The following is a 20,337-nucleotide window of genomic DNA, read 5'->3' on the forward strand; positions in this document are numbered from 1 at the left end:
AGTGAATGGCCGTAACGACCAAGCGACCATCACAGTAGACGGCGATGAAGACACCAGCGTTGTTGAAGCGGGCATCGATGTTGATGGAGACCCAATCGGTGATGTTACAGCGGGCGGCACACTGAAAGTTGAAGACCCTGACCAGGGTGAAAGCACCTTCCAAGAAGTCGCCGACGCTAAGCTAGCGGGTAAATACGGCACCTTTGAGTTTGATGACGCCACGGGTAAGTGGAGTTACTCCCTGGATGATACGAAAGCAGACAAGCTTGATGCCGGTGACACCTACACCGAAACCTTGGTGGTTAGATCTGCGGATGGTCAGACGAAGCATGAAATCACGGTTGAAGTGAAAGGCAGCAACGATGCGCCAACCGTGGGCGATGCACTGACGAAGACCACCCATGAAGATGCGCCAGAGCAAACCCTGAACCTACTTAAAGGCGCAGACGACGTGGACGCGGATGCGATCTTGTCGATTGCTGACCTAGATAGCTTGCCAACAGGACTGTCGCTGGCCGCGGACGGCTACACGCTTGTGATTGATCCAAGTGCCTTTAACTATCTGGCTGCGGGAGAGAGCGAACAGATTGTTCTCAATTACAACGTCGTGGATGGCTTAGGTGGCGTCACACCACAAACGGCGACCATTACCGTGACAGGCACCAACGACGGTCCAGTAGCGATTGATGACACATATGAAACTCATAGTGAGACGCTGCTCTTCTCTGAGTCCTTTGAAAACATGACAAACACAGGTCGTTGGACTGTAGTAACTGGCGACGAACTAGATGATTGGGAAGCAACAAATGGTCTAGAGATTCAGCGTGACGGTCTCATAGCTGAAGCGACAGACGGTGACTACCTCGCTGAGCTTGATGCTCATCAAAACACCGCGATCACAACAAATATTAATACGTCAGACCAAGATAGCGTGCGTGTTGAATTTGATTACAACCCTCGACGAGACGGTAATTCATCTTCTGACATGACGTTTAAAGTCGGTGACACGTTAGTTACTGTTCACGCCGATGGAACTCTATCGGGTGCCGACGGACTTAATGTCCAAATAGGGCAACCTGACGCAAATGGTTGGTATAAGATCACGGCTGAGTTCGAAGTCCAAGGGGACGTTACGGACCTTACATTTGCAGGCGCTGGTGCTTCAGATAGCTACGGTGCGTTGTTAGATAACATTACAGTGACAGGTATTAATCAATCTAAACTTGTTACTGCTGAAGACACGTCTATCACGATTTCTTTTGATGAATTGTTGGCGAATGATACTGACATTGATGGTGATGAGCTCTCAATTGTTGTGGGTTCAATTACCTCCGCGACTAATGGTGAGCTGTTTGTCGACTACACAAACAATACAATTACATTCACACCGGATACCGACTATAACGGGGAGGCAACTTTTAAATATAAAGTGACCGATGGGAACGGTGGGGAAGACGAAGCAGAAGTTACGCTTAATATCACTCCTGTGAACGATGCACCAGTGCTGATAGGTGATTTGTTGGGTGAAGTGGATGAAGAAGGCAGCTACACCATTACGGCTGAGGACCTAGGCTACACGGACGTTGATGATACTGACACAGGTGTGACCTTCACGGTCGGCAACGCGAGTGACGGCATAATCTTAGTCGGTGGTGTTCCGTCGAACCATTTCACTGTGGCGCAGTTGGCGGCGGGTGAAGTGACGTTCAAACATGACGGCAGTGAAACCACGTCAGCGTCGTTCGATGTGAACGTTGAAGACGGCAACGAAGATGGTAGCACACCGGTAGACAGCACTTTCAACTTGACGGTGACGCCAGTGAATGATGCGCCGGAACTAACAGGCGATTTGGCGGCGGAAGTGGATGAGGCAGGCAGCTACACGATCTCGGCAGCTGACTTGGGTTATACAGACGTTGACGATACAGACACAGGCGTGACCTTCACGGTCGGCAACGCGAGCAACGGCACAATCTTAGTGAACGGCGTCGCGTCTAGTAGTTTCACGGTGGCGCAGTTGGCGGCGGGTGAAGTGGCGTTCAAGCATGACGGCAGCGAAACCACGTCGGCGTCGTTCGATGTTAACGTTGAAGACGGCAACGAAGATGGCAGCACACCGGTAGACAGCACGTTCAACTTGACGGTGACGCCAGTGAATGATGCGCCGGAGCTGACAGGCGATCTGTTGGGTGAAATGGATGAAGCAGGCAGCTACACGATCACGGCGGCAGATCTTGGCTATACGGACGTTGACGATACGGACACAGGCGTGAGCTTCACGGTCAGCAACGAGAGTAACGGCACAATCTTAGTGAACGGCGTCGAGTCGAGCAGCTTCACGGTGGCGCAGTTGGCGGCGGGGAAAGTGACGTTCAAGCATGACGGCAGCGAAACCACGTCGGCGTCTTTCGATATTAACGTTGAAGACGGCAACGAAGATGGCAGCACACCGGTAGACAGCACGTTCAACTTGACGGTGACGCCAGTCAACGATGCGCCTGTAGCCATCAGTGATTCTTACAAAAACGTTCAAGAAACCATATTGCTTACCGAGTCATTTGAAAATATGGCAAACCCAGCGGGTTGGACGGTTGTTTCTAAAGACCCATCAGAGGTATGGGACTTTACTAATGGTATAGAGATTGAGCGAGACGGCTTAATTGTTGATGCTACCGACGGTGATTTTTACGCAGAGCTAGACCCACATAAAAACACGGTGATGACGACATCAATTGATACGTCGGATCAAGATTCTTTGAGGGTAGAGTTCGATTATAACCCTCGCCAAGACGGCAACTCGTCGTCTGATATGACTTTTACTGTTGGGAATACAACTATTACGCTGCATGCGGATGGAACAGTGACTGCACCAGAAGGCATTTCTGTAACACTAGATGGTCCGGATAACAAAGGTTGGTATCAAGTAAATGCAGAGTTTGATGTTAGTAGTGATGCTACTTTAATCGCTTTTGCTGGTGCGGGTAAATCTGATTCGCTTGGTGCGTTCATCGATAACATTACAGTTACCGGAATAGATGCACCCAAACTCATAACGGAAGAAGATCAGGCTCTTACTATTAGTGGTAGTGAGCTGCTAGCCAATGATTTCGATGTTGATGGGGATGACATAACCATATTTTCTGTCAACGCAACCGATGCTACAAACGGTTCTGTTCAGCTGATAGATGGCAATGTCGTGTTTGAACCTAACCAAGACTTCAATGGTGAAGCGACTTTCGAATACACCATTGTTGATACTCATGGTGAAAAAAGCACTACGACAGTGACCGTTAATGTCACACCAGTAAATGATGACCCTATCGCGAACGATGATTCAAGAGCGTTAGGTGATAACCTGATCGTCAATGGTAGCTTTGAAGACTATGAATCGGTATCAAATGCCGGCTGGGGTTCTCGAATCGACCAACTAGATGGTTGGTCCTACGATGCAAGAACTGGTGCTTTAGATTCAGTTCAAGAAGGCTATGCTGTTGATGAAACAGACGGCGATCGTATGATTGATATGGAAGGTAACGGTGACAATGTAACCCTTACCCAACAAATTCAAGGTGTGGAAAGCGGTACCATATACCAACTGTCTTTTGATACGGCAATGTACGAACGACTGCCGAGTGCTGAGCTTGAGGTTATTTGGAACGGTGAAGTTGTTGCTACGATCACCCCTGAAAGCAACATAATGCAAACTCAGTCATTGGAATTATTAGGTGGTAGTGGCGATGGTTCAAATACCCTTTCATTTAGAGAAGTTGGCACTGAAGGCGACAAGAGTGGGACTTATCTAGATAATATCAAATTTCAAGAAGTGATTAAAAACCTTCAGACACAAGAAGATATAACTCTCGATATTCCTAGTAGCGAGTTACTTTCGAATGATTCTGACGTTGATGGTGATACGTTAATTATTTTAGATAGTTTAGTGATTGATCCAACATACGGTCAGGTTGAGTTAGTTGAACTACAAGATGGTTCTCAAACCGTTCGTTACACTCCTGCGGATGACTTCAATGGTATCGCTACGTTTACTTACACAGTTTCTGACGGTAAAGGTGGTACTGATACCGCAGTGGTTACGATTAATGTCACTCCAGAAAATGATGCTCCAATATTTGTCAAAGATGGAGTGCCGATTGGCGATACTGATCAAATAAGTGTATCGACTAAAGAGGATAACTCTGTATCTGGTAAGGTTACTGCAACCGATATTGACGACACTGACCTGACTTACACGGTGAGCCAACCTACAAACGGTAGTGTTGAGATCGACCCTGAAACCGGCGAGTGGAAGTACACTCCGAACAACGAGTTTGATGGAGATGATTCATTTGTTGTTACCGTGTCAGACGGCAACGGTGGTACAGATACCGTTACAGTTAATGTCGATGTATTACCTGTAGCAGAACTGACTGTGACAGCTGGTCTACCAGTAACTGAAGGTGATGAGGCTTATCTATCATTTGAAATCAACCTAGATGAGCTTGTCTCAGAGAACGTTGGTCTTGTTCTTACACTAGGGTCGGCAGGGGACTCTGCAACTAAAGGTGTCGATTACGAAGACACGATCTACGTTAAAGATGGACAAGATTATAAAGCGCTTTCAGAGCAAGAGCTTGCCGATCTTATTATTGCTAGCGGCTCTGATAGCTTAGAAGTCTTCATCAAGGTTCTTGATGATAAATTGCTAGAGGGTGAAGAAACTGTAACTCTAAAAGCTAGCTCAACTAGCGAGTTTGTTGAAAATGACAAACAGGACTCAGATATAGCTAGCATTGTCGATGAGGCAGACACAAACAAGGATACCGTTACAGTTGGCCTGACTGGTCCCGATTCAGTTATTGAAGGTGATAAGACAAGCCCATTTACGATTACGCTAAGTGAGCAAGTGCCTGAAGATAGTGTGGTTACTCTTCAGTACTCTTACACAAACGCGAGCAATGAAGATATTGTTGAAGTTATAACTGTAAACGTAGACGCAAATACAAATACAGCGACCTTTGAGATTCAAACTGAAGAAGACAACGAATACGAAGTTGGACAAGAGTTTAACGTTAGTGTTGTATCCGTAACCCAAGATGGTACCGATGTATTTGAGAAGCTAGATACGTCTAGTGCTGATAAAAATGTAGCTATTGACGATAGCCATGATAACCCGCCACAAGCTGAAGACTTCTCTATTTCTCTCAATGCAGATGGCTCTTCGCAAGTTATTTTCGATACCGGGATGGGGACTATCGAAGGTGATGGTACAGACCATATTTCTGATAATGAAGATGATAACGATAATGACGCAGATACAAATCTCGGCGTGATCATCACAGAGCTGCCTGATTCAGGAACTCTTTACTATGTCGATGGAAATAACAAGGTTGAAGTGGTAGTTGGGCAGACGTATGCAGATCCTAACAACATCGTTTATGAAGATGACCAAGAATCAACAGGCTTCTTCTTAGGTGTTGATGATACATCCACATTAGATAAAGGCCCTCATAGCACTGCAGAGTTCCATAACTGGGGTGATGAAGTAGATGCGTATACTCGTGAACTGAAATTTGATAATGGTGATGTCGTCACAATTACCTCGGAAGGTCGAAATAACGTTGACGCTAAGCCTTTAGTACAAAACAACAGTCAGCAAGGCCATATGGGTTTCGGTATTGCATCGACTAATCGCGGTATTCACCAAGACGAGGCAATCAACATTGATTTCTCTTCTCGTCCAGCGGACTCAGTAACGGTTGGTCTAAGTGGTTTGGGTGGCTGGTTTGCCCCAAATGCTGATGATAGTGTTCAATCAAGAGCGGAGATTATAGTCACCTTTGATTATGGTAATGGTGTCACAGAAGAACAAACCTTCCTTTATGATGACACCCACAATAATCTAAATGTCACGATTGTCGCTCCTGAAGGTGCTGAGATTGTTTCGGTGGAAGCAAGCACACAAGGACCAGGTAACTGGGAGCTGACTTCTCTTGAAGCTAAGGCGTCAGATTCATTCGAATATAAAGCAGTAGACAGTGATGGTAACGAAAGTGAAGTTAAGACAGTTACTATCGATAAGTCTGGTGACCTGAATGCGAATAACGATCCGCAAGGCTTTGAAGTTAAACTGGGTGAGTTCAGTGAAGACAATGACTCTCCATGGTCAGCCGAAGGCGCTGAGCTAAATGCTAGCTTCAATGGCCAAGATAAAGACTTCGCACACAGCGGCATTAAGATTGGTGTTGCCGGTAAAGTAGGTGGATTGGGCGCTCAGATTGAATATGATCGTGCAGAGCAGCAATCTGAGAAGTTTGAAATCAACTTAGATAGCCCTGCGACTCAGTTTACATTTTCAGTATCTAACTTGTTTAAAAACGAAGGTAATGACGGTGATTTCACTGATAATCATGAACAAGGCAGTTGGGTAGCGTACCTCAATGGCGTAGCGGTTGCAGGTGATACGTTTGTTGCTGAAGACGGTAACAATAAAGGTACTTACGAAATAACACCGCTTGGTCCTGATGGTATTCCAATCGCGTTTGATACTGTGGTATTTGAAGCAACTGAGTATTCCAACCAAGCAACGCATGATAATGATGCATCAGATTACTTCCTAACTGGTTTTAAAGCCTCTAGTGAAGGCGCATATGCAGTGAATCAAGGTGGCATTCTTGAGATTCCAACATCGAAGCTTGCTGGCATTATCGGTTCTGAGCTTCTAAATAACGATATCGATTCAGATGGCGACAATCTACGTATTACCTATGTATACGGTGAAACGGAAGGTAATGCGTATATCAAAGACGGCATCGTATACTTTGATTTAACTGGCGATGACTTTGTCGGTGAAACAACGTTTAAATATCAGATTACTGATGATAATGGCCAAATCGCGAGTGCTGAAGTTAATGTTATCGTCAACCCTCTACCAACCCCTTCTAGTGTTGCGTCTGTAGACCTGCTAGCAGACTCAGTAGTTGAAGGTGATGAACTTGGCTTTAAAGTCACTTTGGATTCAAGTGCACTTGTTGAATCTGCGTTGGACGTTACTTTTGGTAAGAACACGGATGCTGCGAATGATTCGGGTGACGAAAAAGATCTCGACTTGAGTCAGGTTAGTTTTACTAATGGCGTCACCTATGATCAGCAAAGTGGAAAACTGATTGTCCCAGTTGGAGTGAAGGATTTTGCAATCTTGATTCCGACAATTGATGACCGCCTCCATGAAATCGCTGAAACCTACACCGTGACTGTTGATGGTGAATCCGCAGTGGGTAGCATTACTGATAACGATGAAGCTCCAATTATCGATACAGTGAGCAACGCGGTTAATCCAAATAATGAACAAGTAATTGAAGGCGATATGGCTGTCTTCACGGTGAACCTAGTTAACACAAGCAGTCAAGAGACTCGATTTGATTGGTCGTTAAACTCCGGTTCTGCCGAGCTCGGTGATAACAAAGATTTCACCGACAACGTAGAGTTCACTGAGGGCGTGACGCTTGTTAATGGTCAGCTTGTTGTGCCTGCGGGAGTAACGTCGTTTGACATCAAGGTACCAACTAACGAAGACGGCATTGATGAGTTAAATGAGAGTTTCACGCTCGAAGTGGGTGGCAAGCAAGGTATTGCAACGATCATCGATAATGATGAAGCACCGCAAGCACAGGACTCACATGTCATTGGCGATGAGGCACAAGCCCAAGGTTCATCGATTACGTTTAAGTGGGCCGATTTCAACGTTTCTGATGCAGATTCCAGCGAATTGTCGATTGTTATCACTAGTGCTCCAGGTGCGGGTGATATGTATCTGTACAACGAATCTACTGATGGATGGGTTCTGTTAAATACTGAAACGATTGGCACAGGAGTATCAGTAAGCCAAGAGCAGGTTGAACAAGGTTTCTTGATATTCAACCCAGTAAGCTATGAATCTAGTACATCAATGTTTGATGAAGATAATGTAGTAACTGGTAATAATCAGCAAGATTATGCGGAGTTTAACTACCACAGTTCTGACGGCATCAACACCAGCTCTAGTACGACGATGTCGATTGATATTCGCCCTGATACGACACTTGCTAAGTTAGTTGTAGAAACACCAAATGTAGATTTAAATGAAGGTTTTAAGTTAGAGCAATGGGAGAACCTAGACTTTGATTACAACAATGGTAGCGGTGTCGCTCCGGACGTTGTTGAACAAGCTATCGAGTCTGCAGGTGCTGCCAACACTTCAGAAGTCACACAGACGCCAGACTTTGGCACTCAGAACTCTCCAGCTATCGAAAACATTTCGAGCAAACTTACTGGTTTGGTATTCCTAGTTGCTGGTGAGTCATACGTGTTTAGTGGTCATGCAGATGATTCATTTAGACTTGAAGTCGGTGGTGAAACCATGGCCTCTCAAACTTGGGGCGGAGGCGGTACCTATGAGTCTTCAGCCTTTGTACCATCGACATCTGGTTGGTACACAATTACTGCATTCCACGACAACGAGGCTGGTCCAGGTAATGCCACTATCAGTGTCGCAGTTGGTGGCAATGAACCCGTAGACTTTAACACGGACAACTTCGATATTGTTCCTGATGTAAGTTCGCTTGAGGATAAAGTTAATATCGGGGCACAGGTTGAACATGAATCCTTAGAGGGTGGTTATTACCCAGCGTTCGATATTAATGAAGGGCTGGAAGATACCTTTATCAATGTCTCTAAGATCACGACTCAGCTTGTTGATACCGATGGTTCAGAGACGTTGAGACTCGTCGTGTCTGGTTTGCCTGAAGGTTCAATTGTTAAACTTGGAGATCAGGAACTTGTTGTTAATGCTGATGGTGAAGTTGATATATCTGCTTGGTTAACATCAAATGGTACTGCCGAAACAGTGCTCGCTGATCTGATGATTCAGGTTGATGAACCAGGCACTTATAGCGTTAAGATTGAAGCTATTTCAGACGAGATTGTTGGCGATACCAGTGAGATTTCGAATGGGGCCTTCGAGCTAATTGTCCATCCAGTACCTGTTGGACCAGATGCTGAAAGTAAGGAAGCCTCTGGACAAGAAGATACTATTTTAGTGCTATCGATTGATGATTTTGGGATTGAGTCTGGCAACGATGTGGTGATAACTCATCAACCACTCGATGGAGCGTTGGTGATTAACCTTGGCACTGTTCAAGAGCCAAATTGGCAGCCGCTAAACTCGACTCAGATTACTTCGGCTCAATTAACTTCAGGCGTGATAGGCTTTAATCCAGATGCTAACGAATCTGGTTATGACGGCTTCAATGTTGAAGGTGTAGGCAATAAATCGAATGACTACGCTGAAATTAAGTTCAAGGCTGTAAACGAGAATGGTACGTCAGAAGAACATACGCTTACGGTAGATATTACGCCTGTGGCTGATGCTCCTGTTGTTACTATTACTATTGGTGATTTGAAAACAATTCGAGTGGAACCTAGCTTCGATACATCTGACGAACAGGCCATTAAAGATCAATTTAATAATGGCACTCTACTAGAAATGGGTAACACGGGTAATATTGTTGAGGGACTCACCTCTAGTGGAGACGTGATTAATAACGCTGATACTACTGATGATCGTACTGACAAAGATGATTTGTTTATAGCGAAAGATCAGCGCAATCCAGATGATGTAGCATTGTCTCCCGTCCACTTTGTCGGTGATGTATCGGCGGGTACACAGGGAAGTGATACATTTATAGGAAGCGCTTATAACGACCACTTTGACGGAGGTATAGGCTCGATCGATGATCCTAACCAAGTGGACAGTGTTATTTATACAGGGGACATATCAGACTACGTTTTACGTTGGTTCCCTGCTGATGATCATAGTGAAGTTCCATATTGGATTGTTGAAGACAAACGTTTCATTGATACGGCCGACCAAGTAGGTGCTAGTGATAAAGAAGCTGGTGATCACCTTTATGAGATAGAGCAGATTGTATTCAAAGATACTATCGTGAGTTTGGACAATGAATCTGGCACTTATCAAATTCTAGAAGAGCAAGTTCTACCGATTGATGTGTCAGTTGCGCTTGTTGATGTCGATGGAAGCGAGACCTTAAGCGACAAAGTTGAACTAACCGGGATTCCTTCAGGGTTGAAGCTAGAAATAGATGGAGAGGTTGTAGAGCCAGTATCATCTGAGAATGGTGTTGCAACTTATGAGTTAGATATTGATGCTGCAGGTAACGTTCTTGGAGATGTACAGATTCGAGTACCTTTTGAGTACCAAGGCGACCTAGACTTTGAACTCAAGGCTACAGCAACTTCGGTTGAAGTGGATGGTACTTCGCAGGACAGTTATGCCACATCTTCTGCATCAGTCCGCAATCACAGTATATTAATGGGTGAAAGTGGATCTGATAACATCATTACTGATGAAAACAGTAACATTGTCATCGGCGATACATCAGGCTTGCAAATTATCCCAGGGCAGGATTACAACATCGCGTTTATTTTCGACACTTCCGGTAGTATGCAGGGTACGATTGCCGAAGCTAAGCCTGAATTGCAGGCGGCATTTGATAAGTTAGTTGAAAGTGCAGGCGGTGAAAACTCAGGTACTGTGAACGTGTTGCTAACACAATTTGAAACTAATGCGTCTCATGTCATTAGTATCGATTTGAGTTCAGCTAACCCTAAAACTCAGTTTGAGAACGCCCTCAACACGATAATTGATGACAACTCAGGACGAACCAACTATGAGGCTGGCTTCGATTCTGCGATAGACTGGTTTAATTCACTACCAGATAATGACGCGACTAATCATTCGTTCTTTATCACTGATGGTGAAATTAACCAAGCAACAGAGGATGATTTGGACGATGATGAACTTGATCAGTTCTGGATGTATGCGGATAAATCTAAGGGTGACGCTCTAAGCTTACAAGATATCCTTGGTTCCGATTTTGACCTAGCATCTTTGCAGCCATCAGGAAGCATAGAAGTAAATGGTGTTAAGGTTGTTGAATATGATAATGGTCATGGCCATAACCATGCGCACGTATATTCACCTTATCTAGATAACAATGGTAGTCGCGTTAGGCTTGGTACGTTGAAAATTGATGGTAATGAGCTTGTATTTAGGGATAAATACAGCGCTTCCGATACAGGCAGCAATAAGGTGACCCCACAAGCCGTTCACATGTTTAATATTTTAGCTGGTTTGTCTGCGGTACAGGCTATTGGCCTTGGTGGTAATGTCGACAAAGACACCTTAGAAATGTTTGATACAGACAAAGTGGTTGACCACAACATCAAAGTTGAAGACCTTGCTGAAGCAATCGCTGGAGATACGGTTCAGGCTGTTCCGGGAGAAGATACGATCACCGCACAAAGTGGTGATGACATATTGTTTGGTGATCAGCCAGTGCTGTTTGCTGATGACGGTTCGACAGAGCTAACGCTCCAAGAATATGTAGCTCAAAAACTCAGTTCGGGTTTAGCTGACGTTGATGCTAAGACGATTCATGATTACGTCACTAGTCACAAAGAAGAGTTCGGCACTGCGTCAGAAAATGATGCTGATGATGAATTGTCAGGTGGTGACGGTAACGATATCTTGTATGGTCAAGGTGGAGATGACACTTTAGATGGTGGCTTGGGTGACGACTTCTTATTTGGCGGAGAAGGCAGCGATACGTTGACCGGTGGGGAAGGAGCCGATTTATTCGCCTGGTTAGACAGAGACTTAGATGGAAGCGCTGATGTCATCAAAGACTTTGATGTGAATGAAGGCGATAAAATTGACCTTTCTGAACTATTTGAAGAGTTAGACTCAAGTGAAATCGATTCTCTTTTAGGTGATATTAAGGACTCAGTCTCATCTAATGGTAATGGTGGTTCTGTTGTTACCGTTACTAAAGGTGGTGATTCAGTATCGATTGAGTTTGAGGGAGTAGCGACGGATGACCTAGCCAACTACTTGTTTGACCAAAGTGGTCTAAAGTATACCGATGGGTAAATAAAAAGACCGAAGCATAAGCTTCGGTCTCTAGCCCAAACAGAAACCACCTTTGTGTAAGGTGGTTTTTATTTTTAGTCGCTATTATAAAACCTTACAAGCAAAGCCTTTCAGGTAGAAACCTTCTGGGTAGGCAGTGTCTGTTAGGTGGTCGGCTGCTTGCTCGAAGCGTTCTACGAACTTAACAGTGCGGCCTGCATCTAATGCTGCATCAGCAATGATTTTTTGGAACAAATCAGTACCCATTAAGCCAGAGCAAGAGTAGGTGAGTAGAGTGCCGCCTGGTTTCAGGATTTGCATTGCAAGCATGTTAACGTCTTTATAGCCGTTGGCGCCTGAAGTTAGGTTATTCTTGCTTGAAACAAATTTTGGCGGATCCATAATCACTACGTCAAACTTAGTGCCTTGGTCACGGTATTCACGAAGCAGTTTGAAAACGTCAGCATTTAGGAACACAGCGCGCTTTTTCGAAATATCAAACTCATTAAGTTCAGCGTTGAATTTAGCTGTATCAAGAGCTAGTTGAGATACGTCAGCGTTGATAACACGCTTTGCGTCGCCTTTAAGCGCGTAAAGGCCAAAACCACCTGTGTATGAGAAGCAGTTAAGGACATCTTTGCCTTTAACGTACTTCATAGATTCTTTGCGGCTATCACGTTGGTCCATGTAGAAGCCCGTTTTGTGGCCTTCCATAATGTTCACGCTGATCTTAACGCCGTTTTCTTCAATCACAATTGACTTAGGTGGCTCTTCACCGTGAAGAACGCCAACAACCTGTTCTAAGCCTTCTTTCTTACGAACTGCCACGTCTGAACGCTCGTAGATGTTGCAATCAGGGAAGCACTCGATTAACGCTTCAACTAATACGCTTTTGTTAAACTCAGCGCCAGCACTTAGCAGTTGGCAAACAAGGAAGTCTTGGTATTTGTCGATTGTGATACCTGGCAAGCCATCTGACTCTGCGGCCGTTAGGCGGTAGCCCGTTAGACCATCACGCTCAATGATGTCTTCTCGTAAAGACTGTGCGTCTTGAATTCGTTTTACGAAGAACGCCTTGTTGATCTCTTCTTTTTCAAATGTCCAAACACGAGCTCGAATTTGAGATTCTGGTGAGTAAGCCGCTTTTGCAAGCCACTGACCATTTTGAGCATATACGTCTACAGTTTCACCTTGTTTTGGTTCGCCTTCGACCTTATCGATACCGCGTGAAAATACCCAAGGGTGTTTGCGGCGTAGTGATTTATCTCGGCCTTTAGCTAGATGAATTGAAGGAGTCATAATTTACTCTGTTTGTTGAATTTGAAGGAGGGGTATTGTCGGGGAAGTACAGGTGAAAAGCAAATAAGAAAGGGCTGCCAAAGCAGCCCTAGTAATGATTAATCAACACATTGTGGTGGATATCAGTATTAAGCTTTAAGACCTGTCAGCAAACCTTCCATCGTATCGCTTTGTTTACGAAGTTGGTCAACATTGGAATTACTCTTACTGATCATCTCGCAGATACTGTCTGACTGATGACGAATCTCTTCAACACTCTGTGCAATGTTGTCAGCGACTACGCCTTGTTCTTCAGCCGCGGTAGCAATTTGAGTGCTGCTATCTGAAATAGACTGGTTTTTTTCCGCTAATGAACCGATCTCGACGTTCACTTCTGACATCAGTGTTTGGCCTTCGTTAGCATTGTTCACCGTGACTTCCATCAGCTTGGTCAGTGATTGACTGTTACGTTGTAATGATTCAATCATGCTTTGGATTTCAACCGTTGCTTGCTGAGTACGACCGGCAAGGGCACGAACTTCATCGGCAACAACAGCAAATCCACGACCTTGCTCGCCAGCACGTGCGGCTTCGATAGCGGCGTTCAACGCCAACAGGTTAGTCTGTTCAGAAATACCGTTGATGGTTGCGACTACTTCATCGATCTGCGCAGCGTTGGCATCCAGCTCTTCTACTGCTTGTGAAGCGGATTGGATCTCTTGAGATAGGCTAGAGATAGACTCCAATGTATTTGAAACCTTTAATTGACCGCTCTGAGCAACGCCGCGAGCGTCCATCGTTTGTGAACTAGACGCATGAGCAAGGGTAGCGACTTCGCGAATGGTAGCCGCCATTTGTTCCGTTGCACTTGCTAAGCTATTCAGGTGTTCTTGTTGGTTACCTGAGATGTCTGAACTTTGTTGTGTTGACTGGTTCAAGTCCGAGCTGATCTGCTGCATGAGAGCGACAGACTCTTGGATTGATAGAACCATGTTTTGTTCACGCTCCGCAACTTTATCGATTGTAATCGCGATTTCACTGAACTCGTCACGAACTAAGAAGTAGTTCATGCGGCAAGTTAAGTCGCCATTCGCAAGCGTGTTCAGAGCTTTGTTCATAGAGAACATCGCGCCGCCAATAAAGGTCATGATGTAGTAAACACCTAGTGCGATAAGCGTTAGGGTTACAGCGATGATAGAAACCTGAGTCGTCGATAGAGCAGACCAAAGGTTTTGGTCATGGTTAGCAACTAGGCTGAACGCTCCATTCATCACTGAAACAGAACCAGCACCGTAGCCTAAAGAGATGGTTTCAGAGCTGCTGACAAGCTGAGCTACTTGATCTTTAGTGAGTTGACCCGCTTCGATAAGCCCTTTCATCAAGAGCATTTCTTCTTGATAAAGGTGAGCAAGTAAAGAGTCCGCGGCACTATCTAAAACGAGAGTTAATATAACCAGGGCGAGAAGAGGCAATAAGAAGAGTAGATAGAACTTTTCTTGGATTTTTAGGTGAATGAGATATTTGTCAATCCAACGAAATGGGATTTCTTTCATAATCGTTATACTCGAAGTAAGTCCACCAATAAGCGGTGAATGAATAGAAACTCGACTATATCATTCATATAATTTATGAGGCAACGTTATGGAAAGTTCACAATATATTTTTGTCGTGTCAGGCGTAGTTCAATGTGTTGGGTTCCGTTACCACACCAGTAGGCAGGCGCAAGCTATGGGTCTCTCAGGTTATGCAAAGAACTTAAATGATGGTCGAGTTGAAGTGTTAGTTGTCGGAGAGAGTCAGCAAATTGAGAAGTTACATGCTTGGCTCTATATTGGCCCTTCGAGCGCAACAGTAGACAACGTTGTGATGCATCAAGTTAAAGATAGTGAGCGCCAGGACGTACGCATAGGGGCGTTTAAAATACTGTAGTTGTAGCACTACAGTATTTTATATTGAACGTAACTTAATGACCTAAAGCGGGTTAGGTTTTACAAGCACTTTGCTGGTTTAGGTAAACCGGCGAGCTTGGTCGCTTGTTTTGCAGGGCCTTTTTTGAATAACTTGAAAAGGTACTTACTATTGCCTTTTTCTGGGCCGTGAGCTTTTTCCATTGCTTTAACGAGCATGCGAACCGCTGGTGAGGTGTTGAACTCTTCGTAAAAGCTCCTTACAAAATGTACGACTTCTAAGTGTGCATCTGTAAGTTCAATCGCCTCGTCTTGAGCAAGAATTTCAATCATGCCTTCTTCCCATTGCGTGTAATCCAATAGGTAGCCTTGAGCGTCGGTTTCGATTTGCTTGCCGTTATATTCAAACATGTTTAATCCAGAATCCAATTAACTATGCGGATAGGGTACATGACCAAGTTTGTCTTTCTCAACAGAAATTGTAGCTATCCAATGAAATATCGTACTTATAGATACAAAAAAGCCCAAGAGGTAGGCTCTTGGGCTAGATATTCTTCAATGATGGGAACGATTAGTCGTCGCTGCCCATGATGCCTAGGATGCTTAGTAGGCTGATGAAGATGTTGTAGATCGATACGTACAAGCTGATCGTTGCAGAGATGTAGTTTGTTTCACCGCCACGAATGATGTTTTGCGTTGTAAGCAAGATAACACCAGTCGAGAACAGGATGAACATACCGCTCATTGCCAATGATAGTAGAGGCATTTGTAGGAAGATGTTTGCAACCATACCTACAAGTAGTACTACGAAACCAGCTAATAGCATGCCATTAAGGAACGACAGGTCACGCTTAGTTGTTAGTGCGTAAGCTGATGCGCCCATAAACGCCAGTGCTGTACCGCCAAGTGCAGTTAGGATGACATCACCCATGCCTGCGCCAACGTACATGTTTAAGATTGGACCGATGGTGTAGCCTAAGAAACCTGTAAATAGGAATGTGAAGACTAGACCCATGCTGTTGTCACGGTTCTTTTCTGTTAGGAAAAGTAGGCCGTAGAAGCCAACTAGCATGATAATAAGACCCGGGCGAGGAAGGTTCATCGCCATGGATACGCCTGCTACAACAGCAGACCAAAGTAGTGTCATAGACAGTAATGCGTAGGTGTTACGCAACACTTTATTGGTTTGCAGAGCACTTTCTTGAGATGCTGTGCGTGAAAACATAGGGCTGTTCATAATCTTCCTCGTAAGGTGACTTTAATAGTTATTAGTACATTTATGGGGGTGAAAGTTCGAAAAATCAAGTCTCTCATTCCTCTTGTATACGTAAAATAATAATCAAAATAGTCGGTTAAGTGTTTCTGAAGGTGTAACAAAGTATTTCTTAAAGTGCAGTTAAGGTTCGTTGTTCAATTTTAATCGCACTGAATCGCTGTTTATAATCTTGAAAAACTAATTATAACACTGAAAACAAAGAGGCGACCTAAGCCGCCTCTGTAGTTTATGCATCATAACACATTAGTGGTGTAAGATTTGGCTTAAGAAGTTCTGCGTTCTGTCTGATTGTGGGTTTTCAAAGAAATCGACAGGGTTGTTCTCTTCTATGATTTCACCGGCATCCATGAAGATAACGCGATCCGCGACCTCTTTAGCAAAGCCCATCTCGTGCGTTACACAAAGCATCGTCATGCCTTCTTCTGCAAGCTCAACCATTACGTCTAACACCTCACGAACCATTTCTGGATCGAGCGCCGACGTTGGCTCATCAAACAGCATCACTTGAGGGTTCATACACAAAGAGCGAGCGATAGCTACACGCTGCTGTTGACCACCTGAAAGCTGACCTGGGAACTTGTCCGCTTGCTCAGGGATTTTTACGCGCTCTAGGTACTTCATTGCAATCGCTTCGGCTTCTTCTTTTGGCATCTTTTTGACCCAGATTGGAGCCAGAGTACAGTTCTCTAATACCGTCAGATGTGGAAACAGATTGAAGTGTTGGAAACACATGCCGACATCTCTACGCACGGCTTCGATGTTCTTTAGGTCTTCCGTTAATTCATTACCTGAAACGAAGATATGACCTTTTTGGTGCTCTTCTAATCGGTTGATGCAGCGGATCATCGTTGATTTACCAGAGCCTGAAGGGCCACAGATAACGATTTTCTCGCCTTTTTTAACTTCTAAATTGATGTTCTTAAGTACGTGGAATTCACCGTACCACTTGTTCATGTCTTTCAACTCGATCATAAGACCTTGAGAGTTGTTTTCTGTCTGCTGCGTCATAATACGTCCTTGATCTTGTTAATTATCGTTTGTGACCGGTGTGAAGTCTGTTTTCTAGCCATATCGAATATCTCGACATGCCAAAACAAAACACCCAGAACACTAACGCGACAAATACATAACTTTCTGTTGAATACCCAAGCCATTCAGGGTCGGTATTCGCGGCTTGGCCAATTCCTAGTACATCAAACATACCAATAATCAAAACAAGACTGGTATCTTTAAACAAACCAATGAAGGTGTTCACAATTGAAGGAATCGTGATTTTAAGAGCTTGAGGTAGAATGATAAGCCCGGTCTTTTTCCAGTAGCTTAACCCCAGAGCATCAGCTGCTTCGTATTGGCCTTTTGGTATTGCTTGTAGACCACCTCGAATTACTTCGGCCATGTAGGCTGCACTGAATAGAACTACCCCTACAAGTGCTCGAATGAGCTTATCGGTTTCTGTCCCTTCTGATAAAAAGAGTGGCAGCATTACTGAAGCCATGAATAGAACTGTAATGAGCGGTACGCCACGCCAAATTTCGATGTATACGGTACACATACTGCGAATGATCGGCATCTCTGAGCGACGCCCAAGAGCAAGTGCAACACCAATAGGGAGTGACACTACAATACCAACAAGTGCGATGACCAGTGTAACCAATAGGCCGCCCCATTTATGGGTATCAACAACTTCTAACCCAAAGACGCCACCGTATAGCAAGCCGGCAATGATAAATGGGTAGATGTTGACGAAGAACAACCAAATCCACGTACGTTTAGGTGTTTTTTCATAAGCCAGTAAGGCTACAAAAATGGCCAACGTTGCGTAGAAGAGGCGAGGTCGCCACAGTTCAGCTTCTGGGTAGAAGCCATACATGAATTGGTCCCAACGAACGCTGATAAAAACCCAACAAGCGCCTTCGCTAGTACAGGCATCGCGTGTGGTTCCTATCCAGTCGGCACTGATGAATGCCCAATCCGCTATTGCCCATAATAGGGTGAAAGCAAAGTAAGCAAGAATCACAGTGACGACGCTGTTAATAGGTCCATTAAATAGATTTTTTCTTAACCAACCGACTGGCCCAACGGTATTCGCTGGAGGCGGAAGATCAGGTTGAAATTGATGTGTACTCATCTTATCTCTCCACCAACGCTACTTTGCGGTTGTATATGTTCATTAGAGCGGACGTTAATAGGCTCAAGGTTAGGTAGACGCCCATTGTCATCGCGATTACTTCGATAGCTTGTCCAGTTTGGTTAAGTGTTGTTCCTGCAAATACAGAGACAAGATCAGGATAACCAATGGCCATCGCAAGTGATGAGTTTTTGGTCAGGTTTAGATACTGACTGGTTAGTGGTGGGATAATGATTCTTAATGCTTGTGGAATAATGACAAGCTTTAGAGTTCTAGAACGTGGGATACCTAGAGACATCGCAGCCTCAGTTTGCCCATGGTTTACCGCGTTAATACCTGAACGAACAATCTCAGCAATGAACGCTGCTGTATAGATACTTAAAGCGAGCATCAATGCAGCAAGCTCAGGGATTATCGTAACACCACCCTTGAAGTTAAACCCTTTCAACACAGGGTAATCTGCAGAGATAGGCATGCCCATAACAAAGTAAGTTATCAACGGTAAGCCTAAAATCAACGCAGCGGCAATTCGCAACATCGGTGTTTGTTGGCCGGTCAGTTTCTGTCTGTTCTTAGCCCAGATGTTGATAATAAACGTAGCGATAATACCGACAATCAATGATGCGATGACAATGCTACTGCCTTGCTCAAAGACTGGAGCAGGGAAGTACAACCCGCGTACGTTCAAGAAAATTGCTTCACCTAGACTCATACTTTGACGAGCAGAAGGCAAGGCTTGTAGAACGGCGAAATACCAGAAAAAGATTTGTAATAGCAGAGGGATATTTCGGAATATCTCAATGTAGACAGCTGCAAATCGGCTAACTAGCCAGTTTGAAGAGAGTCTAGCGATACCCATACTAAAGCCCAGCACTGTCGCTAGCATGATGCCGAGTACTGAAACCAAAGCGGTATTGAGAAGACCGATAAAGAATGTACGACCGTATGAGTAGGTCTCGTCGTATTCAATCAGTGTTAAGCCGATACCAAAACCAGCTTCTTGTGAGAGAAAATCAAAACCAGTGGTGATACCACGGGAATCTAAGTTTGTGAGTGCATTATTTACAATCGTGTAAAAGAAAGCACAAAGCGCCCCGACGGCGATAATTTGGAAAATGATGGAGCGAAAAGTGGGGTTGTAAAATAAGTTGGCACTTTTGGGCTGTGGCTTTGCCTGAGCTGGAGAAATAGTTTCATTAGGTTTCATACTACTATAACCTCAAATCCATTTAATAAATAGGGCGGAAAACTCCGCCCTAATTGATGCTTGAAAATTTATTAACGGATTGGTGGAGCGTACATAAAGCCGCCCGCATTCCATAATGCATTTACACCACGAGAGATTTGAAGTGGAGAACCTGTACCAACAGTACGCTCAAAACTCTCACCGTAGTTACCAACTTGCTTAATTACTTGGTAACCCCAGTCGTCGCGAATGCCAAGGCCTTTACCTTTAGGACCGTCTACACCAAGAATACGTTTGATGTTTGGATCTTTTGACTTAAGCATTTCGTCTGCATTTTTAGAAGAGATGCCGTATTCTTCCGCGTTAATCATTGCTGAAAGTGTCCACTTAGCAACGTTAAACCATTGATCATCATCCTGACGAACAACAGGGCCTAGAGGCTCTTTAGAGATGATTTCAGGAAGTACTTCTGCAGATTTAGGATCAGCTAGGTTTAGGCGAAGTGCGTATAGACCAGATTGGTCAGTCGTTAGCACGTCACAACGACCTGCGTCGAAACCTTTCGATGTTTGTGCTGCCGTATCGAATACCACTGGCTTT

9 protein-coding genes and 1 pseudogene are annotated in these 20,337 nt (G+C 44.5%); 2 read left to right on the forward strand and 8 right to left on the reverse strand.

The genetic code is table 11. From position 1 onward, the window contains the following. Position 1: 1 nt before the first annotated feature. A complete protein-coding gene (locus tag A136_RS19070; protein WP_069601590.1) occupies positions 2 to 11,983 on the forward strand; it encodes a tandem-95 repeat protein in 11,982 nt (3,993 codons plus the stop codon). 84 nt (positions 11,984 to 12,067) lie between these two features. Here the strand turns inward: A136_RS19070 and A136_RS19075 are convergent, their stop codons facing one another. Continuing rightward, the gene (locus A136_RS19075) at positions 12,068 to 13,261 is read right to left on the reverse strand and encodes a class I SAM-dependent methyltransferase (protein WP_017059708.1); all 1,194 of its coding nucleotides are present in this window, start codon (positions 13,259 to 13,261) and stop codon (positions 12,068 to 12,070) included. 128 nt (positions 13,262 to 13,389) lie between these two features. Beyond that, positions 13,390 to 14,793 carry a methyl-accepting chemotaxis protein gene (locus A136_RS19080; RefSeq protein WP_017063828.1) on the reverse strand — a complete coding sequence of 468 codons (1,404 nt, stop codon included), beginning with the start codon at positions 14,791 to 14,793 and terminating at the stop codon, positions 13,390 to 13,392. An 88-nt stretch (positions 14,794 to 14,881) separates the two neighbouring features. Here A136_RS19080 and yccX point away from each other — a divergent pair, with 88 nt between their 5' ends. Next, the gene (gene yccX, locus A136_RS19085; protein WP_017059706.1) at positions 14,882 to 15,169 is read left to right on the forward strand and encodes an acylphosphatase; all 288 of its coding nucleotides are present in this window, start codon (positions 14,882 to 14,884) and stop codon (positions 15,167 to 15,169) included. A 59-nt stretch (positions 15,170 to 15,228) separates the two neighbouring features. On the opposite strand, the gene A136_RS19090 is transcribed toward yccX, so the two are convergent. From A136_RS19090 to A136_RS19115, 6 genes and pseudogenes are all read right to left on the reverse strand, one after another. Beyond that, positions 15,229 to 15,558: a TusE/DsrC/DsvC family sulfur relay protein gene (locus tag A136_RS19090; protein WP_017057205.1), complete on the reverse strand. Its 330-nt coding sequence runs from the start codon at positions 15,556 to 15,558 to the stop codon at positions 15,229 to 15,231. 160 nt (positions 15,559 to 15,718) lie between these two features. Next, positions 15,719 to 16,384 (reverse strand): Bax inhibitor-1/YccA family protein, encoded by a 666-nt coding sequence (locus tag A136_RS19095; protein ID WP_017057206.1) that lies wholly within the window; start codon positions 16,382 to 16,384, stop codon positions 15,719 to 15,721. Positions 16,385 to 16,666: 282 nt separating this feature from the next. Then, positions 16,667 to 17,431 (reverse strand): amino acid ABC transporter ATP-binding protein, encoded by a 765-nt coding sequence (locus A136_RS19100; RefSeq protein WP_017059704.1) that lies wholly within the window; start codon positions 17,429 to 17,431, stop codon positions 16,667 to 16,669. A gap of 22 nt (positions 17,432 to 17,453) precedes the next feature. Beyond that, complete coding sequence (locus A136_RS19105) at positions 17,454 to 18,551, reverse strand: amino acid ABC transporter permease (RefSeq protein ID WP_017059703.1); 1,098 nt, start codon at positions 18,549 to 18,551, stop codon at positions 17,454 to 17,456. Position 18,552: 1 nt separating this feature from the next. After that, a complete protein-coding gene (locus A136_RS19110) occupies positions 18,553 to 19,758 on the reverse strand; it encodes an amino acid ABC transporter permease (RefSeq protein WP_017063829.1) in 1,206 nt (401 codons plus the stop codon). Between the two features lie 71 nt (positions 19,759 to 19,829). Then, positions 19,830 to 20,337: pseudogene (locus A136_RS19115) on the reverse strand (amino acid ABC transporter substrate-binding protein); the annotation flags it as partial.

The sequence above is a fragment of the Vibrio crassostreae 9ZC13 genome (assembly GCF_000272045.2).
GTDB classification, from domain to species: domain Bacteria; phylum Pseudomonadota; class Gammaproteobacteria; order Enterobacterales; family Vibrionaceae; genus Vibrio; species Vibrio crassostreae_C.

Bases quoted from the DNA above. Each gene is read 5' to 3' on its own strand.
- A136_RS19075 (WP_017059708.1), bottom strand. From the start codon at position 13,261: ATGACTCCTTCAATTCATCTAGCTAAAGGCCGAGATAAATCACTACGC.
- A136_RS19080 (WP_017063828.1), bottom strand. From the start codon at position 14,793: ATGAAAGAAATCCCATTTCGTTGGATTGACAAATATCTCATTCACCTA.
- yccX (WP_017059706.1), top strand. From the start codon at position 14,882: ATGGAAAGTTCACAATATATTTTTGTCGTGTCAGGCGTAGTTCAATGT.
- A136_RS19090 (WP_017057205.1), bottom strand. From the start codon at position 15,558: ATGTTTGAATATAACGGCAAGCAAATCGAAACCGACGCTCAAGGCTAC.
- A136_RS19095 (WP_017057206.1), bottom strand. From the start codon at position 16,384: ATGAACAGCCCTATGTTTTCACGCACAGCATCTCAAGAAAGTGCTCTG.
- A136_RS19100 (WP_017059704.1), bottom strand. From the start codon at position 17,431: ATGACGCAGCAGACAGAAAACAACTCTCAAGGTCTTATGATCGAGTTG.
- A136_RS19105 (WP_017059703.1), bottom strand. From the start codon at position 18,551: ATGAGTACACATCAATTTCAACCTGATCTTCCGCCTCCAGCGAATACC.
- A136_RS19110 (WP_017063829.1), bottom strand. From the start codon at position 19,758: ATGAAACCTAATGAAACTATTTCTCCAGCTCAGGCAAAGCCACAGCCC.